The organism is Streptomyces sp. GLSS-08, from assembly GCF_056387915.1.
This window is the reverse complement of the sequence record NZ_JBWJAQ010000004.1, coordinates 225,933-244,238: the sequence shown is the minus strand read 5'-3', so window position 1 is coordinate 244,238 and position 18,306 is coordinate 225,933. Positions and strand designations below refer to the sequence as shown.

At 73.3% G+C, this 18,306-nt stretch carries 14 protein-coding genes; 9 read left to right on the top strand and 5 right to left on the bottom strand.

Going from position 1 to position 18,306, the window contains the following annotated elements:
• Positions 1-109: 109 nt before the first annotated feature.
• On the top strand, positions 110-1,594 hold the full coding sequence (locus AC0ZLC_RS09165) for an FG-GAP-like repeat-containing protein (protein WP_476751391.1): 1,485 nt from the start codon (positions 110-112) through the stop codon (positions 1,592-1,594).
• 84 nt (positions 1,595-1,678) lie between these two features.
• On the opposite strand, the gene AC0ZLC_RS09160 is transcribed toward AC0ZLC_RS09165, so the two are convergent.
• On the bottom strand, positions 1,679-3,370 hold the full coding sequence (locus AC0ZLC_RS09160) for a thiamine pyrophosphate-binding protein (RefSeq protein ID WP_476751390.1): 1,692 nt from the start codon (positions 3,368-3,370) through the stop codon (positions 1,679-1,681).
• A complete protein-coding gene (gene speB / locus AC0ZLC_RS09155) occupies positions 3,367-4,338 on the bottom strand; it encodes an agmatinase (RefSeq protein ID WP_476751389.1) in 972 nt (323 codons plus the stop codon). The genes AC0ZLC_RS09160 and speB overlap by 4 nt, the downstream gene beginning before the upstream one ends.
• Positions 4,339-4,597: 259 nt before the next feature.
• On the opposite strand from speB, the gene AC0ZLC_RS09150 reads away from it, so the two are divergent.
• On the top strand, positions 4,598-6,310 hold the full coding sequence (locus AC0ZLC_RS09150; RefSeq protein WP_476751388.1) for a PucR family transcriptional regulator: 1,713 nt from the start codon (positions 4,598-4,600) through the stop codon (positions 6,308-6,310).
• 96 nt (positions 6,311-6,406) lie between these two features.
• Positions 6,407-7,195 carry a phosphatase gene (locus AC0ZLC_RS09145; RefSeq protein ID WP_476751387.1) on the top strand — a complete coding sequence of 263 codons (789 nt, stop codon included), beginning with the start codon at positions 6,407-6,409 and terminating at the stop codon, positions 7,193-7,195.
• A 121-nt stretch (positions 7,196-7,316) separates the two neighbouring features.
• On the opposite strand, the gene AC0ZLC_RS09140 is transcribed toward AC0ZLC_RS09145, so the two are convergent.
• The 3 genes from AC0ZLC_RS09140 to AC0ZLC_RS09130 all read right to left on the bottom strand — a co-directional run bounded on the left by AC0ZLC_RS09140 (position 7,317) and on the right by AC0ZLC_RS09130 (position 10,092).
• On the bottom strand, positions 7,317-8,198 hold the full coding sequence (locus AC0ZLC_RS09140) for an acyl-CoA thioesterase (RefSeq protein ID WP_476751386.1): 882 nt from the start codon (positions 8,196-8,198) through the stop codon (positions 7,317-7,319).
• 35 nt (positions 8,199-8,233) lie between these two features.
• Positions 8,234-9,391 carry an acyl-CoA dehydrogenase family protein gene (locus AC0ZLC_RS09135; RefSeq protein ID WP_476751385.1) on the bottom strand — a complete coding sequence of 386 codons (1,158 nt, stop codon included), beginning with the start codon at positions 9,389-9,391 and terminating at the stop codon, positions 8,234-8,236.
• Positions 9,392-9,489: 98 nt separating this feature from the next.
• Positions 9,490-10,092, bottom strand: coding sequence for an SACE_7040 family transcriptional regulator (locus AC0ZLC_RS09130; RefSeq protein ID WP_476751384.1), 603 nt, complete (start codon positions 10,090-10,092; stop codon positions 9,490-9,492).
• Between the two features lie 86 nt (positions 10,093-10,178).
• On the opposite strand from AC0ZLC_RS09130, the gene AC0ZLC_RS09125 reads away from it, so the two are divergent.
• From AC0ZLC_RS09125 to AC0ZLC_RS09100, 6 genes are all read left to right on the top strand, one after another.
• Positions 10,179-11,795 (top strand): carboxyl transferase domain-containing protein, encoded by a 1,617-nt coding sequence (locus AC0ZLC_RS09125; RefSeq protein ID WP_476751383.1) that lies wholly within the window; start codon positions 10,179-10,181, stop codon positions 11,793-11,795.
• Positions 11,796-11,809: 14 nt separating this feature from the next.
• Positions 11,810-13,942 (top strand): acetyl/propionyl/methylcrotonyl-CoA carboxylase subunit alpha, encoded by a 2,133-nt coding sequence (locus AC0ZLC_RS09120; protein ID WP_476751382.1) that lies wholly within the window; start codon positions 11,810-11,812, stop codon positions 13,940-13,942.
• Entirely contained in the window at positions 13,939-14,886 is a 948-nt protein-coding gene (locus AC0ZLC_RS09115; protein WP_476751381.1) for a hydroxymethylglutaryl-CoA lyase, read from the top strand. Before AC0ZLC_RS09120 ends, AC0ZLC_RS09115 begins: the two co-directional genes overlap by 4 nt.
• A 4-nt stretch (positions 14,887-14,890) precedes the next feature.
• Positions 14,891-16,051 carry an acyl-CoA dehydrogenase family protein gene (locus AC0ZLC_RS09110; RefSeq protein ID WP_476751380.1) on the top strand — a complete coding sequence of 387 codons (1,161 nt, stop codon included), beginning with the start codon at positions 14,891-14,893 and terminating at the stop codon, positions 16,049-16,051.
• 178 nt (positions 16,052-16,229) lie between these two features.
• The gene (locus tag AC0ZLC_RS09105; RefSeq protein ID WP_476751379.1) at positions 16,230-17,276 is read left to right on the top strand and encodes an ABC transporter substrate-binding protein; all 1,047 of its coding nucleotides are present in this window, start codon (positions 16,230-16,232) and stop codon (positions 17,274-17,276) included.
• A gap of 72 nt (positions 17,277-17,348) precedes the next feature.
• Entirely contained in the window at positions 17,349-18,203 is an 855-nt protein-coding gene (locus tag AC0ZLC_RS09100) for a siderophore-interacting protein (protein ID WP_476751378.1), read from the top strand.
• Positions 18,204-18,306 lie beyond the last annotated feature (103 nt).

Sequence of the window (18,306 nt, the reverse complement as noted above, 5' to 3'; positions counted from 1 at the left end):
CAGGTGACAGAGGAATGGCCTCAGGGCGTACAACCAGTGACGTCCCGCCCGAGTCGCACTCCCTGGACGCGTCGGACCACCGCGTCCCAGGAACGACGAAAGGCACCCGATGTCACGAGCACGACGCAGGACCCGCTCCGCGCGCCTGACCGCGCCCCTGGCCGCCGTCACGCTGCTGGCCGGCGGGATCGGCACCTGGGCCCTGACCGGTGCCTCGGCCCAGGCCGCCACCGGATCGGCGGACGCCCGGGACGACTTCAACGGGGACGGCTACGCCGACCTCGTCGTCGGTGCCCCGGCCGCGACGGTGTCGAGCCAGGCCAAGGCGGGCTACGTGGCCGTCATGTACGGCTCCGCCGACGGCGCGTCCGCCGCGCACAAGAAGATCGTCAGCCGCTCCACCAGCGGGGTTCCCGGCGCCGCCACCGCCAACCAGCGGTTCGGTGCGGCCTTCACCAAGGGCGACCTGGACAAGGACGGCTTCAGCGACCTCGTGATATCCGGCGGCACGACGGGCTCGGTCGTCCTGTGGGGCTCCGCCTCCGGCCTCACCGGCGGCACCGCCCTAGCCGGGTACGGAGCCGCGCCCCAGGCCGGTGACTTCGACGGCGACGGCACCACCGACCTCGCCCTGTTCGCCGCGCAGTCCGTCCACGGCGACGAACCCGCGGGCGCCCCGGCCGCCCTGTGGAAGGGCCCCGTCTCCCGCGCCGGCAAGCCCGCCGCCGTCCTCAACATCCTGGACAGGTCGTCCTGGTGGGGCTGGGACGAGGACGACGCCTCCTGCGCGACCGGCGGCGGCTGCGAGGAGGACGGCGACTCGATGACCGGACCCGTCGTCTCCGGCCAGGTCGGTGACATCAACGGCGACGGCAGGGACGACATCGTCCAGTGGACGTACACCGGTGACGGCACCTGGGGCAACCGGCTGCTCTACGGGAGCGGTTCGGGCTTCAAGCGCGCCGGTGCCCCCGGCGACACCGTGGGCAGCGCGGCCGGTACCGGCGTGGGCGACGTGAACGGCGACGGGTTCGACGACGTCGTGGTCGGCGCCGACGACTGGCACACCAAGGTCCGGGTCACCTACGGCTCGGCGTCGGGCCTGTCGGACCACGTCGACTCCTTCGACCAGGACCTGGCCGGCTTCCCCGGTGTCGAGGAGGAGGGCGACCTCACCGGATCCTCGGTCTCCGTCGCCGACGTCACGGGGGACGGTCACGCGGACATCGCGCTCGGCATCGCGGGCGAGGACGTGGCCGGCGTCGTCGACGCCGGCTCGGTCGCGCTCGTCCACGGCGGCGCCTCGGGCGTCACGGGCGCCGGCACGCAGGTCTTCCACCAGGACACCGCCGGTGTGCCCGGAGTCGCCGAGAAGGACGACCGGTTCGGCGTGAGCACCGCGCTGCTGGACGTCGACGGCAACGGCCGCCCCGACCTCGCCGCGTCCTCCACGGCCGAGAACGCCTCCGCCGGCGCGGTCTGGATCCTGCGCGGCACCACGACCGGCCTGACCACCACGTCCGCCCTCGCGTTCGGCCCGAGGACGATCTCGGCCCCGTACACGAAGGCCCTGTTCGGCTCGTCCCTGCGCTGACCGGCCCGCCGGACGAGAACAGCGCCGGGGAGTGTGGACGCCACGCTCCCCGGCGCTTCCGCGTTCCCGCCCCTTCGGCCCGGGTCAGCCCAGGTGCGTCGGCGCGAACATCCGCAGCACCGCCGGGAGCACGACCACCGAGGGACCGGGTGCCGCGAGCGCCGTCGCGAGGTCCGCCTCCAGCGTCCCGGGGCTCGTCCGCACGCCCGGGACGCCGAAGGACTCGGCGAGCGCGACGAAGTCGGGGCGGGCCAGCTCGGTGGCCGCGGCCGTGGCCTCGCCGAACGCGTCGGTCATGTACTCGCGCAGGATGCCGTAGCCGCCGTCGTCGACGATCAGCCAGGTGACGTCCAGGCCGTACTGCTTCGCCGTGGCCAGTTCCGCGATCGAGTACAGCGCGCCGCCGTCACCGGAGACCGCGAGGACCGGCCGGGTCGGGTCGGCCGCCGCCGCGCCCAGCGCCGCCGGGAATCCGTAGCCGAGGCCGCCCGAACCCTGCGCCGAGTGCATGGTGTTGGGCCGGCGGGCGTCGAAGGCCGACCAGGCCCAGTAGGCCAGGATCGTCATGTCCCAGAAGGACGGGGAGTCATCCGGCAGGGCCCGGCGCACGGACGCCAGCACGTCCTGCTCCAGGGTGAGTTCCTGGGCGGCGATGCGCTCGCCCACCTTCTCCAGCACGCCGCGCACCCGGTCGGGGGCCGTCGGGTCGGGGCGCGCGTCCGCCGTCTCCAGCAGCGCCGACAGCGCCAGGCGGGCGTCGGCGTGGATGCCCAGGGCCGGGTGGTTGGCCTCCAGCTTGCCGAGGTCCGCCTCGATCTGGACGAGGCGGCCCCGCGGCGCGAACGTGTGGTAGTTCGAGGACAGTTCACCGAGGCCGGAGCCGACGACCAGCAGGACGTCCGCGTCCTCCAGGAAGTCCGTGGTGTGCCGGTCCTCCAGCCAGGACCGGAGCGAGAGGGGGTGCGTCCAGGGGAAGGCGCCCTTGCCGCCGAAGGTGGTGACGACCGGCGCGTTCAGCCTCTCCGCCAGCGCCCTCAGCTTCCCGGACGCGTCCGCCCGTACGACGCCGCCGCCCGCGATGATCGCCGGGCGCTTCGCGCGGGACAGCAGGTCGGCGGCCAGGGCCGTCAGTTCGGGGCGCGGGACGACGTCCTCGGGCGTCGCGTCCATCGCGGTCACCACGGGCAGCCGGGCCTCGGCCAGCAGCACGTCCTGCGGAATCTCCACCCACACCGGTCCGTGCGGGGCCGTCAGCGCCGACTCCCAGGCCGCCGCGATCGCGGACGGGATCTGCGACTGCGTACGGACCGGGTGGACGGACTTCACCACGCCCCGGAACGAGGCCTGCTGGTCGGGCAATTCGTGCAGGTAGCCGTGGCGCCCGCCGCCGAGTCCCGCGGTCGGGACCTGGCTGCTGATCGCGAGGACGGGCGCCGAGGCGGCGGCCGCCTCCTGGAGCGCGGCCAGCGAGGTCAGCGCGCCGGGGCCGGTCGACAGCAGCAGCGGCGCCGCCTCGCCCGTGATCCGGCCGTACGCGTCCGCCGCGAACCCCGCGTTGTTCTCGACGCGCAGCCCCACGTAGCGCAGGGACGAGCGGCGCAGGGCGTCGAAGATGCCCAGCGCGTGCTGGCCGGGCAGTCCGAACACGGTCGTCGCGCCGAGGCCGGCCAGGGTCTCCACGACCAGGTCCCCGCCGATGCGGCCCGGCGGAGGGTTGAGGGCCGCCTCGGTCTGCGCCGCGGTCGGCCGCAGGTCCTGGTCGTGGTCGTGGGTCACTTCGCCGCCTTCTCCTGGGCGATCTGGCGGGACATGATCGTCGTCAGCTCGTACGCCGTGTGGGACGCGGCGACCGCGGTGATCTCGGCGTGGTCGTAGGCGGGCGCGACCTCGACGACGTCCGCGGAGACCAGGTGGCAGGACGACAGGCCGCGCAGGATCTCCAGCAGCTCGCGCGAGGTCATGCCGCCGGCCTCGGGGGTGCCGGTGCCGGGGGCGTGCGCCGGGTCGAGGCAGTCGATGTCGATGGAGATGTACAGCGGGCGGTCCCCGATGCGCTGGCGCAGCTGGTCGGCGACCTCGTCGGCGCCACGGCGGTAGATGTCCGCCGAGGTGACGATGCCGAAGCCCATCTTCTCGTCGTCGGTCAGGTCCTGCTTGCCGTACAGCGGGCCGCGGGTGCCGACGTGGGAGAGCGCCTCGGTGTCGAGGATGCCCTCCTCCACGGCCCGGCGGAAGGGGGTGCCGTGCGTGTACTCGGCGCCGAAGTAGGTGTCCCAGGTGTCCAGGTGGGCGTCGAAGTGGAGCAGGGCGACCGGGCCGTGCTTCTTGGCGACCGAGCGCAGCAGCGGCAGCGCGATGGTGTGGTCGCCGCCGAGGGTCATCAGACGGGCGCCGGTGCCGAGCAGCTCGTCCGCCGCCGCCTCGACACTCTCCACGGCCTCGTTGATGTTGAACGGGTTCGCGGCGATGTCACCGGCGTCGGCGACCTGCGCGAGGGCGAAGGGCGAGGCGTCCTGCGCCGGGTTGTAGGGGCGCAGGAGCCGCGACGCCTCGCGGATCGCGTTGCCGCCGAAGCGGGCGCCCGGCCGGTACGAGACGCCCGAGTCGAACGGGACGCCGACCACGGCGACGTCGGCCGAGCCGACCTCGTCGAGGCGCGGCAGCCGGGCGAAGGTCGCGGGTCCGGCGTACCGCGGGACGCGGGAGGAGTCGACGGGCCCGCGGGGCGTCTCGGTGCTGCTCATGGTGAAGTGCTCTCTTTCCTACGCTTCGTCGCGTATGTACAACGGATACGACTCTACTGGGGATCCCGTCCGCGTTCGGACAAGGGTTCGGAGCCACGCGCACCTGCCGGCGGCGTGTCGTACGACGGGGACGCGGCCGGCGGTGCGGCGGCGGCTCGCGGGGACCTCCCGCCGGTGCCCGCGGCTGCCGACGGCTTTGACCCTAGGTGGCCGGAGAGCGACTGCGAAGTGTACGTTTCATCCACTCGAACCGCTCCGGATGGAGGGAACGTCCACCGTGCCGGACCCGTCCGCCCCGCCCGTCCCGCCGACCCCGCCGGTGCCGCTGGGCGCGCTGCTGGCCCGGGACGACCTGGGCCTGCGCCAGATCGCGGGCCCCGCCGACCCCGGTACGGCGATCCACTGGGCGCACACCTCGGAGATGGCCGACCCGTACCCGTATCTGCTGGGCGGCGAGCTGCTGCTGACCGCGGGGGTGCACGTCCCTGACGACGCGGAGTCCGGCGCGTACTTCGACGGCTACGTGTCACGGATCGTCGCCGCGGGCGGGGCGGCGCTCGGCTTCGGTCTCGCGCCGGTGCACGACACGGTCCCGCGGGCCCTGGTCGCCGCCTGCGAGACGCATGCGCTGCCCCTGCTGGAGGTGCCGCCGCAGACCACGTTCTCGGGCGTGGCCCGCGCGGTCTGGCAGCTGATGGCCCAGGCCCGTCTGGCGGAGCTGCGCCGGGTCACGGAGGCCCAGCAGAGTCTCGCCGCGGCCGCCGCCCGGCCCGACCCGGTCCCGGCCGTGCTGCGCCGGCTCGCCCGGCACACCGACGGCTGGGCGGCCCTGTACGGCCCCGAGGGCCGGGAGCTGGCCACCGCGGGACGCGTCCCGCAGACCCCGGCACCGGACACGACCGCGCGGTCCGCCCCGCGCACAGCGGCGCCCGGCGCGGCCGACCCGGCACCCGGAGCACAGGCCCCGGCATCCGGCACAGCGGCACCCGGGGCCCGCCCGGCGGGGTCCGCACAGGACCCGGCGGGACCCGGCCCCCTTCCGGCGGGCTCCGTACCCGGGGCGGCGGCGGATCCCGGGGGCACGGTCGTGCGGGCGCTGCGGGAGCTGGCGGGGATGGTGCGGCCGACCGGGCGAGCGGGGGGCGCGGGCCCACCGGGGCCCTCGTCCGCCGCCGACACCGTGGGCGGCGTCCACCTGGCCGCCTACGCCCTCGGGGCGGGCCAGGGCTTCGTCCTCGGGGTCGCCGGGGCCCGGCGCGCCCCCGGTGACCACACCATCGTCTCCGTGGCCGCCGTCTTGTTGTCGCTCCTCACCGGGGAGCACCAGAGCGGGACCGGGGCGGCCCGCTCGGCGGCCCTGGTCCGGCTGCTGCTCGGGGCGAATCCCGGGGAGGTGGCGCCGCTGCTCGGCGCCGAGCGCCTCCTCGTGGTGCACGCCCGGCCCGCCGGGGACGCTCCAGCGCCGGACGCCGTCGCGGCCTCCGCGCTGGGCGCCGCGCTCGGTTCCACGCTCGTCGACGTGGGCGACGACGTCGTACGCGTCCTCGTCCCGGCCGGCCGGGAACCGGCCCCGCAGCCCGGCTGGACCTGCGGGGTCAGTGCTCCCGCCGCCCCGGACGGGTGGGCCGCCGCGGACACCCAGGCCGCCCGCGCCCTGGCCCGCGCCCGTGCCACCCGCGCGGCGCTGGTGCGTCACGGGGAGCGCGCGGCGCTCGCGGACCTCGTGCCCGCCTCCGACGCCGAGGCGCACGCACGGACCCTGCTCGCCCCCATCACGGCGAACCCCGCCCTGACCGAGACCCTGCGCACCTGGCTCTCCCTGCACGGGAGCTGGGACCGCACGGCGGTCGCGCTGTCCGTGCACCGCAACACCGTGCGCCAGCGCGTCACGCGGTGCGCGGCCCTGCTGGCGGCGGACCTCGACGACCCCGACGTACGGATGGAGCTGTGGTTCGCGCTGCGGGAGGGGTGACGGGGGAGGTCACCGGGGGTAGCGCGGCTAGTGACGCACGTCCCAGCGTCCGGGACACCGGCGCCCCGGACGTGACCCCCCGGCACAATGGGAGGCATGCCGATACCCGGGACCCCCAGCCGCGCCGAGCTCGTCGACCACCTCGTACGGACCCGTATCGCGGGCGATGTCGCCACGCCCCGCGAGAACAACCTCTCCCACTACCGCAAGCTCGCGAACGGCGACCGCAACTACTGGCTCGGCCTCGAACTCGGCGACCGCTGGAACGACGAGCAGGACGTGCTCGCGGTGATGGCGGAGCGGTGCGGCGTGAACGACGACCCGGAGTACCGCTACGGCCAGGACACCATCGACCCCGAGCTGACCGTCGACGCCCTGGACCGGATGGCGGCCCGGCTGCGCAAGGCCGCCGCGGGCAGGCAGCGGGTCCTCTTCGCCACCGGTCACCCCGGCGGCCTGCTCGACGTGCACCGCGCGACCGCGGACGCCCTGCGCGCCGCGGGCTGCGAGATCGTCGTCATCCCGGCGGGACTCCAGACGGACGAGGGGTACGTCTTCCAGTTCGCGGACGTGGCGGTCCTGGAGCACGGGGCCTCGCTCTGGCACACCCACTCGGGTGAGCCCATGCGCGCCATCCTGAACGGTCTTGAGCGCGACGGCCGCCCGCTGCCCGACCTGGTCGTCGCCGACCACGGCTGGGCGGGCTGCGCGGGCCAGTCCGGCATCGACTCCATGGGCTACGCCGACTGCAACGACCCCGCCCTCTTCCTGGCCGAGGCCGAGGGCACGGTCCAGGTGACGATCCCCCTCGACGACCACGTCACCAGCCCGCGCCACTACGACCCGATGACGGCGTACCTGCTGAACGCGGCGGGCCTGGCGTAGCAACCGGCCGGGAGCGCCCGGCGCCTCCTGGCGCCGGGTCCCGGTACACGCGGCCGGTCACAGCGACCGTGCTCCGCGCCGCCCGGTCACTGTTCCCGCGCCGCGCCCCTGGGGCCCGGTCTCACCGCGGAACGCGGACCACGCCCTCCTGGATCACCGAGATGGCCAGCCGGCCGTCCTGGGTGTAGATCCTGGCCTGCCCGAGCCCGCGGCCGCCGGACGCGGACGGGGACTCCTGGTCGTACAGGAGCCATTCGTCGGCGCGGAACGGCCGGTGGAACCACATCGCGTGGTCCAGGGAGGCCCCGACGACGTCCCCGATCGCCCAGCCGCCGCGCCCGTGCGGGAGCAGCACCGAGTCCAGGAGCGTCATGTCGGAGACGTACGTGGCGAGGCAGACGTGCAGGAGGGGTTCGTCGATGGCGCCGCCGAGCTTGCCGTTGGTGCGGAACCACACCTGGGAGCGGGGCTCCCGGGCCTCGCCGACGCTGCCGAAGGGCGGGGCGTCGACGTAGCGCAGGTCGACGGCCTCGCGTGCCTCGAGGAGACGCTCCGCCACCCCGGGTTCGGTGAAGACGTCGGCGTAGCGCGGGAGCATCTCGGCCGCGGTGGGCAGTGTCTCGGGGTCCGGGGCCGCCGGCATGGGGGCCTGGTGCTCCATGCCCTCCTCATACGTCTGGAAGGACGCGGAGAGATGGAAGATCGGCTGCCCGTGCTGGACGGCGACGACGCGGCGGGTGGTGAAGGAGCGCCCGTCGCGGATCCGGTCGACGGTGTAGACGATCGGCGCCCCCGGGTCCCCGGCGCGCAGGAAGTACGCGTGCAGGGAGTGGGCGATCCGGTCCCCGGGGACCGTGCGGCCGGCGGCGACCAGTGCCTGCGCCGCCACCTGTCCGCCGAAGACGCGCGGGACGACGGCGGACCGTGACTGGCCGCGGAAGATGTCCTGCTCGATCCGCTCGAGGTCGAGCAGATCGAGCAGGGACTCAAGTGCCTGACTCATGAGGTCAGTTGTACCGTGAACTTTTTTCGCGTGCCTTACAGACCCATGTCCTTGGCGATGATCGTCTTCATGATCTCGCTGGTGCCGCCGTAGATGCGGTTGACGCGGTTGTCGGCGTACAGGCGGGCGATCGGGTACTCGTTCATGAAGCCGTAGCCGCCGTGCAGCTGGAGGCAGCGGTCGATGACGCGGTGCGCGACCTCGGTGCAGAACAGCTTCGCGGACGCGGCCTCGGCCGGGGTCAGCTCACCCGCGTCGAGGGCCTCCAGGGCACGGTCGGCGACGGCCTGCGCGGCGTCCACCTCGGCCTGGCAGGCGGCCAGCTCGAACTTGGTGTTCTGGAAGGAGGCGACGGGCTTGCCGAAGACGGTGCGCTCCTGGACGTACTGCTTGGCGAACCGGACGGCCGCTGCGGCCTGCGCGTAGGCGCCGAAGGCGATGCCCCAGCGCTCGGACGCGAGGTTGTGGCCGAGGTAGGAGAAGCCCTTGTTCTCCTCGCCGAGGAGGTCCTCGACGGGGACCTTCACGTCGACGAAGGCCAGCTCGGCGGTGTCGGAGGTCTTCAGGCCCAGCTTGTCGAGCTTGCGGCCGATGGAGTAGCCCTCGGACTTGGTGTCCACGGCGAAGAGGGAGATGCCGTGGCGGCGGTCCTCGGCGCTCGGCGCGTCGGTGCGGGCGCAGACGATCACCCGGTCGGCGTGCACGCCGCCGGTGATGAACGTCTTGGAGCCGTTGAGGACGTAGTGCGAGCCGTCCTCGGAGAGCTTGGCGGTGGTCTTCATGCCCGCGAGGTCGGAGCCGGTGCCCGGCTCGGTCATCGCGAGGGCCCACATCTCCTCGCCGGAGACGAACTTCGGCAGGAAGCGCTTCTTCTGCTCGTCGGTGGCGAGCGTCTTGAGGTACGGCAGGCCGAGCAGCACGTGCACGCCGGAGCCGCCGAACTGCACGCCGGCGCGGGAGGTCTCCTCGTACATGACGGCTTCGAACTTGTACGAGTCGATGCCGGCGCCGCCGTACTCCTCGTCGACGCGGATACCGAAGATGCCCAGCTCGGCGAGCTTGTAGTAGAAGTCGCGCGGTGCCTGGCCCGCGGCGAACCACTCGTCGTAGACGGGTACGACCTCGGCCTCGATGAAGGCCCGGAGGGTCTCCCGGAACGCCTCGTGATCCTCGTTGAACACCGTACGGCGCACCGCCGCCACCTCCGTCTGGAATATCTAAGCGCTTGCTCAGATATCACGGTACCCGGCGGTCACGACGGTCGTCCAGACCGGCCGCCCCATGACGCTCGTCACGCCCCGGGGGCCGCTCCGGCCGCCCCGAAGGCGCCCCGCGCCATCCGGTGCAGCAGCTCGGCGGTGACCCCGCGGCCCGGCAGGGCGCCGGGGCGGCCCAGGTGGGGCGTGGAGTTCAGGAGCCCGAAGACCGAGTGCACGGCCGAGCGCGCCGCGGGCTCGGCCAGGTCCGGGTAGACCTCGCGGACGACCTCCACCCACAGCTCGACGTACTGCCGCTGGAGCTGGCGCACGAGCTTGCGGTCGCTGTCCCGGAGGCGGTCCAGCTCACGGTCGTGCAGGGTGATCAAAGGGCGGTCGTCGAGCGCGAAGTCGATGTGCCCCTCGATCAGCGAGTCGAGGACCGCCTCCGAGCCGCCCCGGGCCTCGGCGACCCGGCGCCTGCCGCCGGTGAGCAGCTGGCCGCTGATCCCCACCAGCAGCTCGGCGAGCATCGCGTCCTTGCCCGCGAAGTGCCGGTACAGACCGGGACCGCTGATACCGACCGCGGCCCCTATCTCGTCCACTCCGACGCCGTGGAAGCCGCGCTCGGCGAACAGCCGGGCGGCCTCCCTGAGGATCTGCTCGCGACGGGTGGGGGCGTCGGTTCTGGTGGCCATGAGAACAATTCTAGACAGGGAGGTTAGCGCTCGTTAACCTGGAGGAAATGCGTTAACGCTCATTAACAAGGTGAGGGGACCGCAGGATGCACGAGGCACCGGAGCTGACGAGCGCGGCCGATCCCGCGTCGGAGGCCTGGCGGGCCAATGAGGCGGCGCACCACGCGCTGGGCGAGGAGCTGCGGCGAAGGCTTGCCGCGGCCCGGCTCGGCGGTGGTGAGCGGGCCAGGGACCGGCACACCGCGCGCGGCAAGCTGCTGCCCCGCGACCGGGTGGACGCCCTTCTGGACCCGGGCTCGCCCTTCCTGGAGCTGGCGCCGCTCGCGGCCGAGGGGATGTACGGCGGCGCGGCACCGGCGGCGGGCGTGATCGCCGGGATCGGGCGGGTGAGCGGCCGCGAGTGCGTGGTCGTCGCCAACGACGCCACGGTCAAGGGCGGCACGTACTACCCGATGACCGTGAAGAAGCACCTGCGCGCCCAGGAGGTGGCCCTGGAGAACCGCCTCCCGTGCATCTACCTGGTCGACTCGGGCGGCGCGTTCCTGCCCATGCAGGACGAGGTCTTCCCCGACCGCGAGCACTTCGGGCGGATCTTCTACAACCAGGCGCGGATGTCGGGTGCCGGCATCCCGCAGATCGCCGCGGTCCTCGGCTCCTGCACGGCGGGCGGCGCGTACGTCCCCGCGATGAGCGACGAGGCCGTGATCGTGCGCGGTCAGGGCACGATCTTCCTCGGCGGTCCGCCCCTGGTGAAGGCGGCCACCGGCGAGGTGGTCACCGCGGAGGAGCTGGGCGGCGGCGAGGTCCACTCCCGCGTCTCCGGCGTGACCGACCACCTCGCGGAGGACGACGCGCACGCGCTGCGGATCGTCAGGACCATCGCCGCGACGCTCCCCGCGCGCGGGGATCTGCCCTGGACGGTCGAGCCGGCCGTGGAGCCCAAGGCGGACCCGGCCGGGCTGTACGGCGCGGTGCCGGTGGACTCCCGCACTCCGTACGACGTGCGCGAGGTCATCGCGCGCGTGGTCGACGGCTCGCGCTTCGCCGAGTTCAAGGCGGAGTTCGGGCAGACCCTGGTGACCGGCTTCGCCCGGATCCACGGGCACCCGGTCGGCATCGTCGCCAACAACGGCATCCTCTTCTCCGAGTCCGCGCAGAAGGGGGCCCACTTCATCGAGCTGTGCGACCAGCGCGGCATCCCGCTGCTGTTCCTGCAGAACATCTCCGGGTTCATGGTCGGCCGCCAGTACGAGGCCGGGGGCATCGCCAAGCACGGCGCCAAGATGGTCACGGCGGTCGCCTGCACGCGCGTGCCGAAGCTGACCGTGGTCATCGGCGGCTCGTACGGCGCGGGCAACTACTCGATGTGCGGCCGGGCGTACTCCCCCCGCTTCCTGTGGATGTGGCCGAACGCCAAGATCTCCGTGATGGGCGGCGAGCAGGCCGCCTCCGTCCTCGCCACCGTCAAGCGCGACCAGGCGGAGGCCCGCGGCGAGTCCTGGCCCGTGGAGGAGGAAGAGGCCTTCAAGGACCCGATCCGCGCCCAGTACGAGCAGCAGGGGAACGCCTACTACGCGACGGCCAGGCTCTGGGACGACGGCGTGATCGACCCGATGGAGACCCGCCAGGTACTGGGCCTCGCCCTGACCGCGTGTGCCAACGCCCCGCTGGGTGATCCCGGCTTCGGCGTCTTCCGGATGTGAGGGGACCCCTGACGATGTTCGACACGGTACTTGTGGCCAACCGCGGCGAGATCGCCGTCCGGGTCATCCGTACGCTGCGGGCCCTGGGCGTGCGCTCGGTGGCCGTCTTCTCCGACGCCGACGCGGACGCCCGGCACGTCCGGGAGGCGGACACGGCCATCCGGATCGGTCCGGCGCCGGCCGCCGAGAGCTATCTGTCCGCCGCCCGGCTGCTGGCGGCGGCCGCGCGGACGGGGGCGCAGGCCGTCCACCCCGGGTACGGCTTCCTCGCCGAGAACGCCGCGTTCGCCCAGGCCTGCGCGGACGCCGGGCTGGTCTTCATCGGCCCGCCCGCCTCCGCCATCGACCTCATGGGCGACAAGATCCGCGCGAAGGAGACCGTGCAGGCGGCGGGGGTCCCGGTCGTCCCCGGCTCCTCGGGCAGCGGGCTCACCGACGCCCAACTCGCCGACGCGGCACGTGAGATCGGCATGCCCGTCCTGCTGAAGCCGTCCGCGGGCGGCGGCGGCAAGGGCATGCGGCTGGTGCGCGAGGAGGCCCTGCTCGCCGACGAGATCGCCGCCGCCCGCCGCGAGGCCCGCGCCTCCTTCGGCGACGACACCCTCCTCGTCGAGCGCTGGATCGACCGCCCCCGGCACATCGAGATCCAGGTCCTCGCGGACGGCCACGGCCACGTGGTGCACCTGGGCGAGCGCGAGTGCTCCCTCCAGCGCCGCCACCAGAAGATCATCGAGGAGGCGCCGAGCGTGCTCCTGGACGAGGACACCCGCGCCTCGATGGGCGAGGCGGCCGTCCAGGCGGCCCGGTCCTGCGGCTACCGCGGCGCGGGCACGGTCGAGTTCATCGTCCCCGGCGGCGACCCGTCCTCGTACTACTTCATGGAGATGAACACCCGCCTCCAGGTGGAGCACCCGGTGACCGAGCTGGTCACCGGCCTCGACCTGGTCGAGTGGCAGCTGCGCGTCGCGGCGGGCGAGCCGCTGCCGTACGGGCAGCAGGACATCTCCCTCACCGGGCACGCGGTCGAGGCACGGATCTGCGCCGAGGACCCGGCCCGCGGCTTCCTGCCCTCGGGCGGCACGGTGCTGTCCCTGCGCGAGCCCCGGGGCGACGGCGTGCGCACCGACTCGGGCCTCTCCGAGGGCACGGAGGTCGGCAGCCTGTACGACCCGATGCTGTCCAAGGTCATCGCGTACGGCCCCGACCGGGCCACGGCGCTGCGCAGGCTGCGGGCCGCCCTCGCCGGGACGGTCACGCTCGGCGTGCAGACGAACGCCGGGTTCCTGCGGCGGCTGCTGGCCCACCCCGCCGTCGTGTCGGGCGAGCTGGACACGGGTCTGGTCGAGCGGGAGGCGGAGTCCCTGATTCCGGACGGCGTGCCGGAGGAGGTGTACGAGGCCGCGGCGGCGATCCGTCTCGACGCCCTCGCGCCCGGGCGCGCCGGCTGGACCGACCCGTTCTCGGTGCCCACCGGATGGCGGCTGGGCGGCGAGCCCGCCCCGCTCGCCTTCCCCCTGCGGGTGCCGAGCCTCGAACCGGTCACCCACCGCCCGCGCGGCAGCCGTTCGGTCACCGCCGACCGGGTCTCCGTGACCCTGGACGGCGTCCGCCACACCTTCCACCGCGCCGGCGACTGGATCGGCCGCGACGGCGACGCCTGGCAGGTGCGCGACCACGACCCCGTGGCCGCCTCCCTCACCGGAGCCGGCCACGCGGGCGCCGACTCGCTCACCGCCCCCATGCCGGGCACGGTGACGGTCGTGAAGGTCGCCGTCGGAGACGAGGTGAGCGCCGGACAGAGCCTGTTGGTGGTCGAGGCGATGAAGATGGAGCACGTCGTCTCAGCGCCGCACGCGGGCACCGTCAGCGAACTGGACGTCACGCCGGGTTCGACCGTCGCCATGGACCAGGTCCTCGCGGTCGTCACCCCGGCGGACACGGCCCCGCCCCAGACACCCGCGTCGAGCGGGGCCCCGGCACCGGCACCCGCGGCGGACACGGCCCCGGCACCGACGCCCATGGCGGACGCGGCCCCGGAACAGACACCCCGGGCGGACGCGGCCCCGGCCGGTACGCCCCGGGGCACCGCCCCGGCGCAGGCTTCCCCGGTGGGCGCCGCCGCCCCGGCACCGGAGGAGACGTCATGACCGCACCCCCACCCGGCCTGCCCATGGCCGTACCTGCGCGGGGTCTGCCCGCGCGGGTGCGGATCCACGAGGTCGGCGCGCGCGACGGACTGCAGAACGAGAAGGCGAGCGTCCCCACCGAGGTCAAGGCCGAGTTCGTCCGGCGGCTCGCCGGAGCGGGCCTCACCACCATCGAGGCGACCAGCTTCGTGCACCCGAAGTGGGTACCCCAACTCGCGGACGCCGAGCAGCTGTTCCCGCTCGTCCGCGACCTGCCCGTCGCCCTGCCCGTGCTGGTGCCGAACGCGCGGGGACTCGACCGCGCCCTGGCCCTCGGCGCCCGTCACGTCGCCGTCTTCGCCAGTGCCACCGAGTCCTTCGCCCGCGCCAACCTCAACCGCACGGTCGACGAGGCGCTCGCCATGTTCGCACCGGTGGTCGAGCGGGCGCGCGCCGAGCAGCTCCACGTCCGCGGCTACCTGTCCATGTGCTTCGGCGACCCCTGGGAGGGGCCCGTGCCCGTCCCGCAGGTCGTGCGCGTCTGCCGTGCCCTGCTCGACCTGGGCTGCGACGAGCTGAGCCTCGGGGACACCATCGGCGTGGCGACGCCGGGGCACGTGCTGGCGCTGCTCGCCGCGCTCGACGGGGCGGGCGTCCCGGTGAGCGCGCTCGGCGTGCACTTCCACGACACCTACGGCCAGGCGCTCGCCAACACCCTGGCCGCCCTCCAGCACGGCGTCACGACGGTCGACGCCTCCGCGGGCGGCCTCGGCGGCTGCCCGTACGCCAAGTCCGCCACCGGCAATCTCGCCACCGAGGACCTGGTGTGGATGCTCCAGGGCCTCGGCGTCGAGACCGGTGTCGACCTCGGCCGCCTCACCGCCACGAGCGTGTGGATGGCCGGACAACTGGGCCGACCCAGCCCCTCCCGCACCGTCAGAGCCCTCTCCCACAAGGAGCAGTGACCCCATGGACCACCGCCTCTCCCCCGAACTCGAAGAACTCCGGCGCACCGTCGAGGAGTTCGCGCACGATGTCGTCGCGCCGAAGATCGGTGACTTCTACGAGCGGCACGAGTTCCCGTACGAGATCGTGCGGGAGATGGGCCGCATGGGGCTGTTCGGCCTGCCGTTCCCGGAGGAGTACGGCGGCATGGGCGGCGACTACCTGGCCCTCGGCATCGCCCTGGAGGAACTGGCCCGCGTGGACTCCTCGGTGGCCATCACGCTGGAGGCCGGCGTCTCGCTGGGCGCGATGCCCCTCCACCTCTTCGGCACGCCCGAGCAGAAGGCCGAGTGGCTCCCGCGGCTGTGCTCCGGGGAGATCCTGGGCGCGTTCGGCCTGACCGAGCCCGACGGCGGCTCCGACGCGGGCGCGACGCGGACGACGGCCCGGCTCGACGAGGACACCGACGAATGGGTGATCAACGGCACCAAGTGCTTCATCACCAACTCCGGCACGGACATCACGGGGTTGGTGACGGTCACGGCCGTCACCGGGCGCAAGGCGGACGGCCGCCCGCGCATCTCCTCGATCATCGTGCCGTCCGGCACCCCCGGCTTCACGGTGGCCGCCCCGTACTCGAAGGTCGGCTGGAACGCCTCCGACACCCGCGAGCTGTCCTTCGCCGACGTCCGGGTCCCCCGCGCGAACCTGCTCGGCGAAGTGGGCCGCGGTTACGCGCAGTTCCTGCGGATCCTCGACGAGGGCCGGATCGCGATCTCGGCCCTCGGGACGGGGCTCGCCCAGGGCTGCGTGGACGAGTCGGTGAAGTACGCCAAGGAGCGGCACGCGTTCGGGCGGAACATCGGGGCGTACCAGGCGATCCAGTTCAAGATCGCCGACATGGAGATGAAGGCGCACACGGCCCGCCTCGCCTGGCGCGACGCGGCGTCCCGGCTGGTCAGCGGCGAGCCCTTCAAGAAGGAGGCCGCGCTCGCCAAGCTCTACTCGTCCACGGTCGCCGTCGACAACGCGCGCGACGCCACGCAGATCCACGGCGGGTACGGCTTCATGAACGAGTATCCGGTCGCCCGGATGTGGCGCGACTCCAAGATCCTGGAGATCGGTGAGGGCACGAGCGAGGTGCAGCGGATGCTGATCGCCCGGGAACTGGGCCTCGCGGGCTGACCCCGCACCGGCGGGCCGGAGACGGCGGATCGCACCCCGCGTGCGGTCCGCCGGTTGCGTCCGCCGGTGCCCGCGGTCGCGGAACACCCCGCCCCCTGGACAAGTTGTGAGGTTAGGCTAACCTACCTTCGAACTTGTCCGGCGGGCGCTCCGCCCCGTGCCGAAAGCAGCCACACCCATGCCCAAGCCCCGTGCCAACCTCCTCTCCCGCCGCGGCATCCTCGCCGCGGGCGGTGCCCTCGGTCTGGGCGCCGCGCTCGCCGCGTGCGGCGACGACGAAGCGAAAAGCGGTGGTTCGGGCAGCTCGTCGACGGCACGGAAGTCCGGTCCCTGGTCCTTCAAGGACGACCGCGGCCAGAGGGCCAAGGCCGACAGGACCCCGGCGAACATCGTCGCGTTCACCGGCGTCGCCGCCGCGCTGTACGACTACGGCGTCGAGGTGAAGGGCGTCTTCGGCCCGACCAAGACCAAGCACGGCAAGGATGTCCAGGCCGGCGACATGGACATCAGCAAGCTGACGATCCTCGGCAACGAGTACGGCCAGTTCAACATCGAGAAGTACGCGGCCCTCGCGCCCGACGTCCTCATCTCCACGATGTTCGACGACGCGGGCACCCTCTGGTACGTCCCCGCGGAGTCCAAGGCCACGATCCTCAAGGTCGGCGCCCCGAGCGTCGGCATCTCCGTCTACGACCGCCAGATGACCGGGCCCCTGGAGCGGATGCTGGAGCTCGCCGGGTCGCTCGGCGCCGACGTGAAGTCCGCCAAGGTCACCAAGGCGAAGAAGCGCTTCGAGGACGCGGCCGCCAAGCTGCGCTCGGCGGCCAGGGCCAACCCGGACATCAAGGTCCTGATCGGCTCCGCGAGCCAGGACATCTTCTACGTCTCCGGCTCCAACCTCTCCGTGGACCTGGAGTACTTCAAGGCGCTCGGCGTGAACCTCGTCGAGCCCCCGGCCAAGACCCTGAAGGCCAGCGGCGGCTGGTTCGAGAACCTCAGCTGGGAGAACGTCGACAAGTACGACGCGGACATCATCATGATGGACAACCGCTCCGCGACCATCCAGCCGGCCGACATCACCGAGGCGACCTGGAAGAAGCTCCCGGCCGTCAAGGCGGGCCAGGTCATCCCCCGCGTCACCGAGCCGATCTTCTCGTACGACAAGTGCGCCCCGATCCTCGAAGACCTCGCGGCGGCCATCGAGAAGGCCAAGAAAGTCAGCTGATCCGCACCGGGCGGCCGGGCAGCGTCCGCCCCCGGACGGCGACCGCCCCCTGACGACAACTCAGGAGCACCCATGACAACGGCCGTGGCCGCCCCGTTCCGCTTCTTCTCCCTCCAGGTCGCACGGACGAGGCGGCTCGGCCCGTCCCTGCTCCGGGTCACCTTCACGGGCCCTGACCTGCACTCCTTCCTCTCCGACGGCCGCGACCAGAGCCTGTCGCTCTTCCTGCCGCATCCGGGCCAGTCCGAGCCCGCCGTTCCGGTCGAGCTCGGTGACAACTGGTGGCAGGGCTGGCGCGAACTCCCCGACGACGTACGGGCGGTGATGCGGTCGTACACGCTGCGGGGGCTGCGCCGCGACGCCCTGGGCCGTACCACCGAGATCGACATCGACTTCGCGCTGCACGGCGTGGCACCGGGGGCCGACACCCCCGCGGGTCCCGCCTCGCGGTGGGCGGCGGGCGCCGCGGCCGGTGACCGCGTCCTGCTGCTCGGTCCGGCGACCGAGGACAACCGGGCGATCCGCTTCCGGCCGCCGGAGGACACCGACCTGGTGGTCATGTGGGGCGACGAGACGGCCGTACCCGCCGTCTCGGCCGTCCTGGAAACGCTGCCGGCGGGCATGCGCGCCCGCGTCTGGCTGGACGTCCCCCACGCCGGGGACATCCAGGACGTGGCGACCGCGGCGGACGCCGAGATCACCTGGCTGGTGCGCCACGACGGGTCCCCCGCCGCCCTCGACGCCATCCGGGACGCTGAACTTCCCGCCGCGCGCGCTCCGTACGCGTGGATCGCGGGCGAGTCCGGCCGGGTGAGGGAGCTGCGCCGCCATCTGGTGCAGGAGCGCGGGATCGATCGCAGGCGGGTCACGTTCGTGGGCTACTGGCGGCACGGACTGACCGAGGAACAGCTGCGCGAGCAGGAGTGACGTCCGGGGCGGACCGAGGCCTACGTCACTGAAAGCGCAGGTCGGGCGGGGTCGCACGATCGACTTAGGTTAGGCTAACCTAAGTTGAACGCGCGACCTCGCC

Bases quoted from the DNA above. Each gene is read 5' to 3' on its own strand.
- AC0ZLC_RS09150 (WP_476751388.1), top strand. From the start codon at position 4,598: ATGGAGGGAACGTCCACCGTGCCGGACCCGTCCGCCCCGCCCGTCCCG.
- speB (WP_476751389.1), bottom strand. From the start codon at position 4,338: ATGAGCAGCACCGAGACGCCCCGCGGGCCCGTCGACTCCTCCCGCGTC.
- AC0ZLC_RS09120 (WP_476751382.1), top strand. From the start codon at position 11,810: ATGTTCGACACGGTACTTGTGGCCAACCGCGGCGAGATCGCCGTCCGG.
- AC0ZLC_RS09145 (WP_476751387.1), top strand. From the start codon at position 6,407: ATGCCGATACCCGGGACCCCCAGCCGCGCCGAGCTCGTCGACCACCTC.
- AC0ZLC_RS09140 (WP_476751386.1), bottom strand. From the start codon at position 8,198: ATGAGTCAGGCACTTGAGTCCCTGCTCGATCTGCTCGACCTCGAGCGG.
- AC0ZLC_RS09115 (WP_476751381.1), top strand. From the start codon at position 13,939: ATGACCGCACCCCCACCCGGCCTGCCCATGGCCGTACCTGCGCGGGGT.
- AC0ZLC_RS09100 (WP_476751378.1), top strand. From the start codon at position 17,349: ATGACAACGGCCGTGGCCGCCCCGTTCCGCTTCTTCTCCCTCCAGGTC.
- AC0ZLC_RS09130 (WP_476751384.1), bottom strand. From the start codon at position 10,092: ATGGCCACCAGAACCGACGCCCCCACCCGTCGCGAGCAGATCCTCAGG.
- AC0ZLC_RS09165 (WP_476751391.1), top strand. From the start codon at position 110: ATGTCACGAGCACGACGCAGGACCCGCTCCGCGCGCCTGACCGCGCCC.
- AC0ZLC_RS09125 (WP_476751383.1), top strand. From the start codon at position 10,179: ATGCACGAGGCACCGGAGCTGACGAGCGCGGCCGATCCCGCGTCGGAG.
- AC0ZLC_RS09110 (WP_476751380.1), top strand. From the start codon at position 14,891: ATGGACCACCGCCTCTCCCCCGAACTCGAAGAACTCCGGCGCACCGTC.
- AC0ZLC_RS09105 (WP_476751379.1), top strand. From the start codon at position 16,230: ATGCCCAAGCCCCGTGCCAACCTCCTCTCCCGCCGCGGCATCCTCGCC.